The sequence below is a fragment of the Burkholderia sp. Ac-20392 genome (genome assembly GCF_017104585.1).
GTDB lineage: Bacteria > Pseudomonadota > Gammaproteobacteria > Burkholderiales > Burkholderiaceae > Burkholderia > Burkholderia lata.
Map to the genome: position 1 here is coordinate 1 of NZ_JAAGPB010000265.1, position 11,904 is coordinate 11,904.

An 11,904-nucleotide genomic window follows, 5' to 3' on the forward strand; every position below is an offset into this window, starting at 1 on the left:
TGCTGCCGCAACGCCTGCTGCTCGCGCTGTTCGCGCTGACGATGCTGGTCGTCGCCGGCCGCCTGTTGTTGCAGGCGCTGCGCCACGCGCCGGTCGACGCGGAAGCGTCGCCGCTGTGCGTCGGCCGCGTGAATCCCGATACGGGCCGGCTCGTGTGGTCCTGGCCGGTCGGCGTCGCGCTCGCGTCGACCGGCGCGATGACGGGCCTGATGACGGGACTGCTCGGCGTCGGCGGCGGTTTCGTGATCGTGCCGATGCTGCGCAAGTTCACGAACGTGTCGATGCATGGCGTCGTCGCGACGTCGCTGATGGTGATCGCGCTCGTCGGCACCGGCGGTGTGTTCGCCACGCTCGTGTCGGGCACGCGCGCACCGCTCGACGTGACGCTGTGGTTCGCCGTCGCGACCGCGCTCGGCATGGCCGCCGGTCGCGGCGCGTCGCACCACCTCTCCGCGCGACATGTACAGGCCGGGTTCGCGGCCGTGCTCGTGTGCGTCGCGCTGGGGCTGCTCGCGAAGGCGGCGTTCGGCGCGTAACGCAGCGCACGACCGGGCGCGGGAATCGAATCCGCGCCCGCCCGCGACGCCCATCATCCGTCACAATCGCTTACTGACCGGCACCGCCCCACGCGCGGCGCCGCCAAACAAAACGCCCGGCCCGACTCATCGTCGGCACCGGGCGTTTTTCATCGCGATCACCACCCGAACGTCAGGTCGCGAACCCCGCCATCCGCTTGCGTTCCTGCCGCAGCATCACGAAGTTCGCAATCACGACGCCGGCCGTCACCGCGACGATGAACAACGTTGCGAGCGCGTTCATCTCCGGATTCAGCCCCAGCCTCACGCGCGAGAACACCACGAGCGGCAGCGTCGTCGAGCCGGGGCCCGACAGGAACGCCGACAGCACGAGGTCGTCGATCGACAGCGTGAACGACAGCAGCCAGCCCGCGATCAGCGCCTGCGAGATCAGCGGCAGCGTGATCGTGAAGAACACCTTCAGCGGCGTCGCGCCGAGATCGAGCGCGGCTTCCTCCAGCGACGGGTTCAGCTCGCGCACGCGCGACTGCACGATGATCGCGACGTACGAGATGCACAGCATCACGTGACCGAGCCAGATCGTGAACACGCCGCGCTCGGCCGGCCAGCCGATCCACTTCGCCAGCTCGATGAACAGCAGCAGCAGCGAGATCCCCTGGATCACCTCGGGAATCACGAGCGGCGCGTTGATCATCCCGCTGAACAGCGCGAAGCCGCGAAAGCGTCCCATCCGCGCGAGCACGAAGCCGGCCCACGTGCCGATGAACACCGACGCGAACGCGGTCAGCACGCCGATCTTCAGCGACAGCCACGCGGCCGTCAGCAACTCGTCGTCCTCGACGAGCGCCGAGTACCAGCGGAACGAGAAGCCCGACCACACGGTGACGAGCTTCGACTCGTTGAACGAATAGACGATCAGGCTGATGATCGGGATATACAGGAACGCGAAGCCGGCAAACAGCGCCGCGAACTGCAGGTAACGATTCGGCTTCATCGGCGGCCTCCCTGCTCCTTCGCCTGGAAGTGCTGGAACATCGCCATCGGCACGAGCAGCAGCAGCACCATCGCGCAGGTCACGGCCGACGCCATCGGCCAGTCTGCGTTGTTGAAGAACTCATTCCACATCACGCGGCCGATCATCAGCGTGTTCGCGCCGCCGAGCAGCTCGGGAATCACGTACTCGCCGACCGCCGGGATGAACACGAGCAGGCAGCCCGCGATGATCCCGTTCTTCGACAGCGGCAGCGTGATCTGCACGAACGCCTTCCACGGCTTGGCGCCGAGGTCGTACGCGGCCTCGAGCAGGCGCAGGTCCATCTTCACCAGGTGCGCGTAGAGCGGCATCACGAGGAACGGCAGGTACGAATACACCATCCCGATGTACACCGCGTAGTTGGTGCGATACAGCTCGATCGGCGTATGGGTCAGGCCGATCCACATCAGGAAGTTGTTCAGCAGCCCGTTGTTCTTCAGGATGCCGATCCATGCGTACACGCGGATCAGGAACGACGTCCAGAACGGCAGCATCACGCCCATCATCAGCAGGTTGCGGGTCGCCGGGTTCGAGCGCGCGATGTAGTACGCCATCGGATAGCCGATCAGCAGACACAGCAGCGTCGTGATCGCGGCCACCCACACCGAGTTCACGTAGGTCGCGAAATACAGGCTGTCCGTAAACAGGAACGCGTAGTGCGACAGGTTCAGCGCGACGTGCACGACGCCGTCGGTGTACGACGCGAGCTCCGTGTACGGCGGGATGCCGAGCTGCAGCTCCGCGAAGCTGATCTTGACGACCAGCACGAACGGCACGAGGAAGAACAGCACGAGCCACGTGAACGGCCCGGCGACGACCGCCGTGGCGCCCGTCAGGTTGAAGCGCCGCACCGGCCACTCGAGCAGGGACTTGAACGTGGTCATGACGTCAGCACCACGCCCGCAGTCGCGCTCCAGCGCACGTAGATCTCGTCGCCGAGCGCCGGCGTGTCGAGCTCGGAAATCGCGAGGCTCGACACGTTCGCGATCACCGTCTTGCCGCCGTCGAGCTTCACGTGATACAGCGAGTAGCCGCCCATGTACGCGACGTTGCTGATCCGGCCGCGCGCCCAGTTGAACGCGCCTTCGGGCGGCTTGCGCGTGAGCGCGATCCGTTCGGGGCGCACCGACACCGTGACCGGCATCCCGAGCGGGCCCGAAATCCCGTGGCTCACGTACAGCCGGCTCGGCAGCTCCGGCGACTCGATGTACACGTGGTCGGGCTCGTCCTCGACGGTCACGCCGTCGAACAGGTTCGTCGAGCCGATGAATTCGGCCGAGAAACGGCTGTTCGGATATTCGTACACTTCGTTCGGCGAGCCGATCTGCACGATCTGCCCTTCGCTCATCACCGCGAGGCGATTGGCCATCGTCATCGCTTCTTCCTGATCGTGCGTGACTATGATGCAGGTGACGCCGACCTTGTTCAGGATGTTGACGAGCTCGATCTGCGTGCGCTGGCGGATCTGCTTGTCGAGCGCCGACATCGGCTCGTCGAGCAGCAGCAGCTTCGGCCGCTTGACCAGCGAACGCGCAAGCGCGACGCGCTGCTGCTGGCCACCGGACAACTGATGCGGCTTGCGCTTCGCGTACTTGCTCATCTGCACGAGTTCGAGCGCCGATGCGACGCGCTCCTTCAGCTCGGCCTTCGGCGTGCCTTCCTGCTTGAGGCCGAACGCGACGTTCGACTCGACCGACATGTGCGGGAACAGCGCATACGACTGGAACATCATGTTCACGGGCCGCTTGTACGGCGGCATCTGCGCGAGGTCCTCGCCGTCGATCAGGATCTTGCCCGACGTGACCGTCTCGAGGCCCGCGAGCATCCGCAGCAACGTCGACTTGCCGCAGCCCGAGCTGCCGAGCAGCGCGAACAGCTCGCCCTGGCGCACGGTCAGGTTGACGCTGCGCACGGCTTCGGTGTCGCCGAATTTCTTGACGACGTCGACGATCTGGACAAAGGTCTCGGCGCGCGCATCGGCGCCGGAGGAGGAAACGGAGGACGGCGCGCCCGCGACCGGCGCACCCGACTGGCTATTCATGATGTGCTGCTTCTCTCCTGCGTTGAACGAACAAAGCCCCCGGGGGCACCAGGGGCTTCATGACTGCCGGGAACATCGGCGCGTGTCAGCGGCCCGACTTCAGCTCGGTCCACAGACGCGTCTGCAGACGCTGGATTTCAGGCGGCAGCGGCTTGAGCAGGAACAGCGTCTTCACGACGTCGGCCGGCGGATAGACGGCCGGGTCGTTCGCGACGTCGGGCCGCACGTACTTGCGTGCCTCGGCGTTCGCGCTCGGGTAGTACACCGCGTTCGTGATCGCCGCGTGCACCTTCGGATCCTCGATGTAGTTGATCCACTGCAGCGCGGCATCCTTGTTCTTCGCGTCCTTCGGGATCGCCATCACGTCGAACCATACCGGCGCGCCGCCCTTCGGAATGTAGTACTCGACCTTGTACGACTTCTTCGCTTCCATCGCGCGATGCTTCGCGATCACGACGTCGCCCGACCAGCCGAATGCGAAGCAGATGTCGCCGCCGACCAGGTCGTTGATGTAGCCCGACGAGTTGAATTGCGTGATGTACGGGCGGATCTTCTTCAGCACTTCCATCGCGGCCTTGTAGTCGGCCGGGTTCGTGCTCATCGGATCCTTGCCGATGTAGTGCAGCGTCGCCGCGAACATCTGGTCGGGTGCGTCGAGCACCGACACGCCGCAGGTCTTCAGCTTCGAGAGGTTTTCCGGCTTGAACAGGATGTCCCAGTTGTCGAGCGGCACCTTGCCGAGCGCCTGCTGCGCCTTCGTCAGGTTGTACGCGAGACCGGTCGTGCCGTATGCCCAGGGCACCGAGAACTTGTTGCCCGGATCCGCGCCGGCGACGAGCGCCATCAGTTGCGGATCGAGGTACTTGAGGTTCGGCAGCTTCGACTTGTCGAGCGGCGCGAAGATGCCGGCGGCGATCTGCTTGCCCGCGTAGTTGCTGGTCGGCACGACGATGTCGTAGCCCGAGCTGCCCGTCAGCAGCTTCGCCTGCAGCGTGTCGTCGCTGTCGTAGTTGTCGTAGCGGACCTTGACGCCCGTCTGCTTCTCGAAGTTCGGGATCGTGTCCTTCGCAATGTAGTCCGACCAGTTATAGACATTGAGCTGCGTATCCTTCGCCGCTGCCGCCGATGCACCCACGCACAGCGCGAGCGCTGCGAACCGGCCCACTACCTTTGCTTTCATCCCGTTCTCCCTCCGACCGGACCGTGTGTCCGGCTGCCGTCTGCCTCGTCATGACGGCGCATTCTGGCGCGCCGCCCCTCGAAAACCCCGAAAACTACCATCATTCGCGCCCCGTCACAAAAAAATCATGGCGGTGTCGCGCAAACGGAACAGATTCCCGCCGCCGGCCAGGCTGGCCGCCCATGCGGCAAGGCGTTCCCGGGGAATTCTATCGGGTAATCGGCGGCTGTCCACCGGGAAAAACAGGCGGCGGCGAAACCGCGTTCGCCGGCCGGACGCGAACCGCCTGGCGGCTGTGCCCAAACCCGGTCGTACTGTCATGCCGCTGCACCGGTACGGCATGCCGGCCGCACCCGTCCGACCGTCCGGCCGCGATGCATTAAAATGGCGGCTGACGATTCAACTGCGTGAACCCTTCCGATGGCCTCCAATCTCCACGACCTGCCCGACAGCCCCTGTATCGGCGTGTGCTCGACCCTCTTCGACGAAGTCTGCAAGGGCTGCGGCCGCACGGCCGCCGAAGTGTCGAACTGGGTGTTCCTGAGCGACGACGAAAAGCGCGCGATCTGGGAGCGCATCTCGCGCGAAGGCACCGCGATGCGCTTCCAGTACGACAAGCTGTAAATCCGCCGCGCAAAAAAAAAGCGGCATGCCGACCGCCATGCCGCCAACCCCAACTCTGTTCTTTTCCCGCCGCGTCTAGAATTTCATCCCGACGCCCACGCCGACGATCAGCGGATCGATGTGCAGCGTGCCGATGCCCTTGTCACCGAGCGTCGCATCCGTGCTCATCCAGATCTTCTTCACGTCGACGTTCATGAAGATCTTCTTCGTCACCTGCACGTCCACGCCGAACTGCAACGCGGGGCCGAAGCTGCTCTTGTTGATCGACACGCCCTGCCCGCCGACGTTGAGCCCGTTGTTGTAGAAGTACGTGTAGTTCACGCCCGCGCCGACGTACGGACGCACCTTGCCGGCATGGTTGAAGTGGTACTGCAGCAGCAGCGTCGGCGGCAGCACGCCCACGCCGCCGAGATTGCCGAGGCTCGACGTCAGTTGATGCCGCGAGGTGCCGAGGATCAGCTCGACGCCGAGGTAGTCGCGGATCATGTACGTGAAGTCGAGCTCGGGCACGATCGCGTTGTTCACCCCGACGTTGAGCGCGCCCAGCGTGTCGCTTGCGCGCTCGTTCGGCTGGATGCTGATCGCGCGCAGCCGGACCAGGACGTCGCCCTGGTTGATGCCGTCGCCCGGCGAGGCCGCGTGCGACAGCGACGGCATCGCGGCGAAAGCGGCTGCAACGGCCGCGGCGGTGACACAAGTTCGAATCGTTTTATGCATGGTACGGACCCCCAAAGAATGGTTTCCATTCTCCCTGTAGGGTCTTTTCATCGTCTTGATATCCGTCAAGCCAGCGTAAACGTGGGACGGTTTGCCGCAGGCTCCGTCGCACAGCCCGTCAGCAGCAGGTCGAGCAGATCGCGCACGCTGCGGATCGCACGGCCGAACGGCAACGCTTCGCGGCCGCGGAAGAACAGCCCGTTCGCGACGTCGCCGCGCAATGCGGCCGCCAGCCGCGTGTCGATGCAGAAATGGCCGAACTTCTCGATGCCGTCGCGCAAGCCGCATACGCTCAGGCATTCGAGCGCGGTCGGGCAACGCTGCTTCAGCGCGCCGAGCTTGGTGCGAATGCGCGTCTCGTTGCGCAGGTAACGATCGAGCCACGGCGTCTTCACCGCGCGGGCGGGCAGCCCCGTCACGCTGACGAATTCGACGATATCGTCGGGCGTCGCGTCGGCCAGCACGCGCTTGAAGTGCGGATGCGCATCGCCTTCTTCCGTCACCGCGAACGGCGTCCCGACCTGCACACCATTCGCACCGGCCTCGAACGCCGCGCGCACCGTGTCGTGACTGTTGATCCCGCCCGCAACGATCAACGGGATCGTTTCACGCGCGAGCCCGAGCGACGCCATCACCTGCGCGGTCTCGTCGAGCACGCGCGCGAAATCGAAGCGGCCGTCGTGCATGTCGTCGATCTGCGTGACGCCGAGATGGCCGCCCGCATGCGCCGGATGCTCGATCACGATCGCGTCGGGCAGGCGCCCCTTCTTCATCCACTTCTTCAGCACGAGCGCGATCCCGCGACTGTCCGACAGGATCGGAATCAGTGCGATGTCGTGTCCTTGCGTGAGATCGGGCAGGTCGAGCGGCAGGCCCGCGCCCATCACGATCGCGTCCGCCCCCTCGTCGCACGCCGCCCGCACGTAGTCCGCATGCGCGCTCACGGCCTTCATCACGTTGACCGCGATCATCCCGCGCCCTTCGCTGTAGGTCTTCGCGAGGCGGATCTCGCGCGCGAGTGCCTCGAGGTTCGCGGCTTCGAGCGTCGCACGATCGGGTTGCGCGCGACAACGCGCGAGCAGGTCCGCATGATGGTGGCGCAGGTCGATGCTCGCGATCGTGCCGACCGCGCCTTCGCGCGCGACGCTGCCCGCCAGCCGGTGCGCGGAAATGCCGACGCCCATGCCGCCCTGCACGACAGGCAGCAAGGTGCGGCCGCGAATCGTCAGCGGCGGAAAGGAAGTGCGTACGGTCATCTGAAACCTCGTCGGAACATCGGAACCGCGATGATCGACGATCCACCGACGCGCACCTTGACGGCCGTCAATAAAAAACGGCACGCGAGCGTGCCGTTTCCCGTTCAGGCCGTGAGAATCGCTCAGGCCGGCTTCGCGGGCTTGAGCTGCATCGACTTGTACTCGAGATATTCTTCGAGCCCGTACACGCCGTTCTCGCGGCCGTGACCCGACTGCTTGTAGCCGCCGAACGGCGCGGCCATGTTCCACACGCCGCCGTTGATGTCGACCTGCCCGGTGCGGATGCGGCGCGCGATGCCCATCGCGCGTTCGTCGCTGCCGGCCCACACCGCGCCGCCGAGCCCGTACGGCGAATCGTTCGCGATGCGCACGGCCTCGTCTTCATCGCGATACGTGATGATCGACAGCACCGGCCCGAAGATTTCTTCCTGCGCGATGGTCGATTTCGGATCGACGCGGCCGAACACGGTCGGCTTCACGAAGAAGCCTTTATCCAGCCCTGCCGGCAGGCCCGTGCCGCCCGTCACGAGCTCCGCGCCTTCGTCGATCCCGCGCTGGATGTAGTCCTGCACGCGCTGCTGCTGCACGGCCGAGGCCAGCGCGCCGAGACGCGTCGCATCCTGCCGCGGATCGCCGGCGACGTAGGTTTCGGCCGCCGCCTTCGCGATCGCGCGCGCCTCGTCGTAGCGCGCTTCCGGCACCAGCATGCGCGTGTGCGCCGAGCAGGTCTGCCCCGCGTTCAGGTAGCACGCGTTGACCGTGCCCTTCACCGCCGTCGCGAAATCGGCATCGTCGAGGATCACCGACGCCGACTTGCCGCCCAGCTCGAGCGCGACGCGCTTGACGCCCGCAGCCGCCAGCTCGGCCACGCGCTTGCCGGCGCGCGTCGAGCCCGTGAACGACACCATGTCGACGTCCGGATCGGTGGCCAGCACTTCACCGACCACCGGGCCGTAGCCGCACACGAGGTTGAACACACCGGCCGGCAGCCCGGCTTCGTGAATCGCTTCAGCGAGCATGAACGCGTTGAGCGGTGCGACTTCGGACGGCTTCAGGACGACCGTGCAGCCGGCCGCGAGCGCCGGCGCGACCTTCAGCGTGACCTGGTTGAGCGGGTAGTTCCACGGCGTGATCGCCGCGACGACGCCGACCGGCTCGCGCACGACGAGCGAGTTGCCGACCTGTGCCTCGAACTCGAACGATTCGGCGAGCTTCGCGTACGCCTTCCAGTTGTAGATCGGGCCGCCGACCTGGATCGCGCGCGACAGCTTGATCGGCATCCCGACTTCGCCGGTGATCGACTGCGCAAGCTCCTCGCTGCGCGCCTGCAGATGCTCGACGATCTTGCGCAGGTAGCCCGCGCGCGTCGCGGGCGGCGTGGCCGCCCATGCGTCGAAGGCTGCGCGCGCCGCGCGGATCGCGTCCTGCGCGTCGGACGCGACGCCTTCCGGAATCCGGCCAATCACGGCTTCGGTGCCCGAGTCGATCACGTCGATCGTGCCGGTGCCGGCCGGTTTGCGCCACGCGCCGTCGATATAGAACTGGTCGTAGATTTTCATCGCTTTCCGCCTCCAGGAAAGCCGACATTCTAGCGAGCGTTTCGGTCTGCCGGTGTGACGATTGACAGCCATTAGAAAGGTCTTTAGCCTCGGCGCCTCATTCATCATAAGAAAGGAGAATGCCTTGAGCATCCTGACCAAAATCGAGGGCGGCTATCTTCAGGTGTTGCGCGTGATCGTGCTGTTGTTCGCGACCGCAGTCCTGATCGGCGGGGTCATATTCGGCGCGGTCGCACTCGATGCGCGCCTGTCGAAACCGCCGAAAGTCGATTCGGCCATCCAGGTCGATCCTGCATCGTTCGCGTGGGAGAACGGTGCGCCCGCCAAGGCCACGCCGGCCGCCGACGGCGCGGCAGCCAAGGACGACGACGCGTCGCCCGCACTGCGCCTGTCGACGCGACTGTCGGGCATCGTGCAGAAGCACGGCCGGACGGCCCTGTCGCCGGACTACGCGGTCGATCGCGACGCGTACGAGCCGTCATTCCAGCGCGTGCTCGGCGACGACGACCATCCGGACGTCGCTTACTACGAGCAACAGATCGCGTATCTCGACAAGGTGCTGTCGCGCGCGGACGTCGCGGCCAGCGTCAAGAAGAAGGTCACCGGTCACGGCGACGAATATGCGCGCGAGCAGGCGTACACCGACGTCGTGTCGGCCGTCATGCGCGACTTCTCCGAGCGCTACGACGCACGCCGGACCGCGATCGACAACGAGAAGAAGGCCGCCGAAGAAACGGCTGCCGAGAATGGCCAGACCGCGCGCTACGCGGGCGTCGCCGCACTCGTCGCGCTGTATTCGTTCGTGTCGCTCGCGGTGCTGATCATCCTGATCCGCGTCGAGCGCAGCATCCGCACGATCGCGCGCGCCACGCACACGACGACCTGAGTTCGCTCATCGGCAGCCCGGCCCGCGCGCCGGGCTGCGGCGGGCCCCGCAACGGGCCCGCTCGGCGGCGCAAGCGGCCGCCTCTTCCCGAGTGGTTCACCGCGCGTTCGCGCACTTTCCGTTCCCGCTGCCCCCCTCACTCCGCCGTCGGCCGTCCACGCCGGCGCAGCGTCCGTTTCGCCGGCGCCACGTCAGCATCCGCCCGGATGCGCGGCCGGGCCCGCATCGTGCTATGTTTTTATTATCGGCACCGGCCCATTGCAACCGGCGCCGCCCGGAATCGACGTATTTCGTGAGCGCTGCCATGTCCGACGCACCCCATACCCTCGGCTCGCAAGACCGCCTCGAGCTGCTTTGCTGGCTCACCTGCGGCAACCTCGGCGCGTTTTACCTCAACGAATCGTGGCCGGACGCCACGTTCCAGGTCCAGGCCGCGCACCGCTGGCTCGACCGCCATCATCGCCAGGCCGACTGGCTGGCCGTTGCCAAGCTCGCGGCGCTCGCGCAGGACATCGCGAAGCGGCATGCCGGGTTCGTCGATGCGTCATGGGCGCGCGACGCGGTCGAGGAAATCGTCGATACCGACGATCTCGACTATCGGGCGAAACTCGTGCAATGGGTCTACGAAGACTGCTGCAAGGCGCTCGCCGACAAGCGGCTGGCCGACTGAGTCCATGCGTGCGGGCCGCGACATCGCGCGGCCGCCCTTCTTATCGTCGACGCGCTCGCGGCTGCCGCGATGATCGACGGGCGCGGCACGCGTCGCACCGCCCCCTGCACCACCACGCGCCAAACGCTTACAACAGCGATTTCGCCTGCGTCAGCACCTTGTCGCAGATCTGCTTGGTCACCTGCTGCTTCAGGCCGCCGCCGCTCAGGTCGAGCTTGCTGCCGTTGCCGGCATCGAGAACCCCGCTCGCGCCGCTGGTATAGCCGCTGTCGGACGACGCGTTGCCGCCGAGCTTGCCCATCAGCGCGTCCTTCACCGACGACGCGCCGCCGGACGCCCCGCCGAGATAATTGTTCTGGATGCAGAACTGCAGCAGGCCGGCGACGTTGCCGGTGCTGCCCGGCATCAGCGACGAACCGCCCCCGCCCGTCAATGCACCGCCGAGGCCGCCGAGATTGCCAAGCGCACCGCCCGCGCTACCGCCTGAATCGCCGCCGCCGACCTGCTTCAGGACATCGCCCAGCTGCGCATGCGCCACCGAAAACGGCGCGAGCAATCCGATCAGCGCGCCGGCAACGGTCGCGCGGTATAGACGTGCATTCATGTGAAGCCTCCCGGTTGTGATGGCATGAGTACCGCGAATCGAATCCAAGGATACTCAATCGACCCGTGCAATACAGCCTTCGAATGCGGCCTGAAACGTCAGGTATCGTGATATCGCCACAATTTGACAAAGCTTGACGTCACCCGTCGGCTCACCGGCCCCTCGTTCGCGCCGCACGCATCGCAGCCAGCCGCCCCGTGCGTGCATGTGCGCCGCTATGCATCCGCCGCGCGCGATCCCCGCCATGAAGCGGCAACGGAAACGAGTGCCAGCATCACGCCGATCGACGCGAACGGCATGGCCGGATGCAGCTCGTACAGCATCGCGCCGGCCAGCGGCCCGATCACCATGCTGAGCCCCTGGGCCATCGACATCGCCCCCGCGCAGGCGGCCTGCTCGTGCGGCGCCACCCGTGCGCTCGCCAGCGCCGCCACGGCCGGAAACGCCGCACCCATCCCGCATGCCGCGACGAGATAGCTCGCACACAGCGCCAGCGGCTGCGACGCGTGGACCATCAGCACCGATGCGAATCCGGCACCGCCCGCGAGCGCCCCCCAGCGCAGCCACTGCGTCGGCGCAACCGACCGGAAACGCCCGACCAGCGCCTGCATCACGATCAGCCCGAAGCCCGCGCTGCCGAGCGCATAACCGGTCATGAGCGGCGCGGCCTGCGCGCTCACGACCAGGCGGTCGATCACGTAAAACCCGAGGGCGCTGTTCGCCATCATCACGGCACTGTAAAGCGCCAGCGCGCTGAACCAGGGCAGCCGCAGGCGCGGCTCGGTCGGCTTCAGGCGA

The 11,904-nt window shown here is 66.3% G+C and carries 13 protein-coding genes; 4 read left to right on the plus strand and 9 right to left on the minus strand.

All coding sequences use genetic code 11. From position 1 onward, the window contains the following. On the plus strand, positions 1-536 hold a 536-nt coding region (locus tag G3N99_RS24800; RefSeq protein WP_206123709.1), incomplete at its 5' end, for a TSUP family transporter. A 172-nt stretch (positions 537-708) separates the two neighbouring features. On the opposite strand, the gene G3N99_RS24805 is transcribed toward G3N99_RS24800, so the two are convergent. The 4 genes from G3N99_RS24805 to G3N99_RS24820 all read right to left on the minus strand — a co-directional run bounded on the left by G3N99_RS24805 (position 709) and on the right by G3N99_RS24820 (position 4,790). After that, a complete protein-coding gene (locus G3N99_RS24805; protein WP_166964606.1) occupies positions 709-1,530 on the minus strand; it encodes an ABC transporter permease subunit in 822 nt (273 codons plus the stop codon). Next, positions 1,527-2,453 (minus strand): ABC transporter permease subunit, encoded by a 927-nt coding sequence (locus G3N99_RS24810; RefSeq protein ID WP_011352199.1) that lies wholly within the window; start codon positions 2,451-2,453, stop codon positions 1,527-1,529. Before G3N99_RS24810 ends, G3N99_RS24805 begins: the two co-directional genes overlap by 4 nt. Then, positions 2,450-3,610: a polyamine ABC transporter ATP-binding protein gene (potA, locus tag G3N99_RS24815; RefSeq protein WP_206123710.1), complete on the minus strand. Its 1,161-nt coding sequence runs from the start codon at positions 3,608-3,610 to the stop codon at positions 2,450-2,452. Before potA ends, G3N99_RS24810 begins: the two co-directional genes overlap by 4 nt. Positions 3,611-3,695: 85 nt before the next feature. Continuing rightward, positions 3,696-4,790, minus strand: coding sequence for a polyamine ABC transporter substrate-binding protein (locus G3N99_RS24820; protein WP_174933906.1), 1,095 nt, complete (start codon positions 4,788-4,790; stop codon positions 3,696-3,698). Between the two features lie 420 nt (positions 4,791-5,210). Here G3N99_RS24820 and G3N99_RS24825 point away from each other — a divergent pair, with 420 nt between their 5' ends. Next, complete coding sequence (locus tag G3N99_RS24825) at positions 5,211-5,414, plus strand: DUF1289 domain-containing protein (protein ID WP_043183034.1); 204 nt, start codon at positions 5,211-5,213, stop codon at positions 5,412-5,414. Between the two features lie 75 nt (positions 5,415-5,489). Here the strand turns inward: G3N99_RS24825 and G3N99_RS24830 are convergent, their stop codons facing one another. From G3N99_RS24830 to G3N99_RS24840, 3 genes are all read right to left on the minus strand, one after another. Next, the gene (locus G3N99_RS24830) at positions 5,490-6,131 is read right to left on the minus strand and encodes an OmpW family outer membrane protein (RefSeq protein ID WP_174930820.1); all 642 of its coding nucleotides are present in this window, start codon (positions 6,129-6,131) and stop codon (positions 5,490-5,492) included. Positions 6,132-6,196: 65 nt separating this feature from the next. Further along, positions 6,197-7,387: a nitronate monooxygenase family protein gene (locus G3N99_RS24835; protein ID WP_206123711.1), complete on the minus strand. Its 1,191-nt coding sequence runs from the start codon at positions 7,385-7,387 to the stop codon at positions 6,197-6,199. Positions 7,388-7,509: 122 nt separating this feature from the next. Then, a complete protein-coding gene (locus tag G3N99_RS24840) occupies positions 7,510-8,946 on the minus strand; it encodes an aldehyde dehydrogenase family protein (protein ID WP_206123712.1) in 1,437 nt (478 codons plus the stop codon). 124 nt (positions 8,947-9,070) lie between these two features. Here G3N99_RS24840 and G3N99_RS24845 point away from each other — a divergent pair, with 124 nt between their 5' ends. Together G3N99_RS24845 and G3N99_RS24850 are read left to right on the plus strand one after the other, a co-directional pair. After that, positions 9,071-9,832 (plus strand): hypothetical protein, encoded by a 762-nt coding sequence (locus G3N99_RS24845; protein ID WP_206123713.1) that lies wholly within the window; start codon positions 9,071-9,073, stop codon positions 9,830-9,832. A gap of 304 nt (positions 9,833-10,136) precedes the next feature. Continuing rightward, positions 10,137-10,502, plus strand: a complete 366-nt coding sequence (locus G3N99_RS24850; RefSeq protein ID WP_059234078.1) for a hypothetical protein — start codon at positions 10,137-10,139, stop codon at positions 10,500-10,502. A gap of 127 nt (positions 10,503-10,629) precedes the next feature. Here the strand turns inward: G3N99_RS24850 and G3N99_RS24855 are convergent, their stop codons facing one another. Both G3N99_RS24855 and G3N99_RS24860 read right to left on the minus strand, forming a co-directional pair. Next, the gene (locus G3N99_RS24855; RefSeq protein ID WP_206123714.1) at positions 10,630-11,106 is read right to left on the minus strand and encodes a DUF2501 domain-containing protein; all 477 of its coding nucleotides are present in this window, start codon (positions 11,104-11,106) and stop codon (positions 10,630-10,632) included. Between the two features lie 215 nt (positions 11,107-11,321). Further along, the coding region (locus G3N99_RS24860) for an MFS transporter (RefSeq protein WP_346778499.1) at positions 11,322-11,904 on the minus strand (583 nt) is incomplete at its 5' end.

What these genes read in the sequence shown, in the direction of transcription:
- G3N99_RS24805 (WP_166964606.1), bottom strand. Translation starts at nt 1,530, where the DNA reads ATGAAGCCGAATCGTTACCTGCAGTTCGCGGCGCTGTTTGCCGGCTTC.
- G3N99_RS24810 (WP_011352199.1), bottom strand. Translation starts at nt 2,453, where the DNA reads ATGACCACGTTCAAGTCCCTGCTCGAGTGGCCGGTGCGGCGCTTCAAC.
- potA (WP_206123710.1), bottom strand. Translation starts at nt 3,610, where the DNA reads ATGAATAGCCAGTCGGGTGCGCCGGTCGCGGGCGCGCCGTCCTCCGTT.
- G3N99_RS24820 (WP_174933906.1), bottom strand. Translation starts at nt 4,790, where the DNA reads ATGAAAGCAAAGGTAGTGGGCCGGTTCGCAGCGCTCGCGCTGTGCGTG.
- G3N99_RS24825 (WP_043183034.1), top strand. Translation starts at nt 5,211, where the DNA reads ATGGCCTCCAATCTCCACGACCTGCCCGACAGCCCCTGTATCGGCGTG.
- G3N99_RS24830 (WP_174930820.1), bottom strand. Translation starts at nt 6,131, where the DNA reads ATGCATAAAACGATTCGAACTTGTGTCACCGCCGCGGCCGTTGCAGCC.
- G3N99_RS24835 (WP_206123711.1), bottom strand. Translation starts at nt 7,387, where the DNA reads ATGACCGTACGCACTTCCTTTCCGCCGCTGACGATTCGCGGCCGCACC.
- G3N99_RS24840 (WP_206123712.1), bottom strand. Translation starts at nt 8,946, where the DNA reads ATGAAAATCTACGACCAGTTCTATATCGACGGCGCGTGGCGCAAACCG.
- G3N99_RS24850 (WP_059234078.1), top strand. Translation starts at nt 10,137, where the DNA reads ATGTCCGACGCACCCCATACCCTCGGCTCGCAAGACCGCCTCGAGCTG.
- G3N99_RS24855 (WP_206123714.1), bottom strand. Translation starts at nt 11,106, where the DNA reads ATGAATGCACGTCTATACCGCGCGACCGTTGCCGGCGCGCTGATCGGA.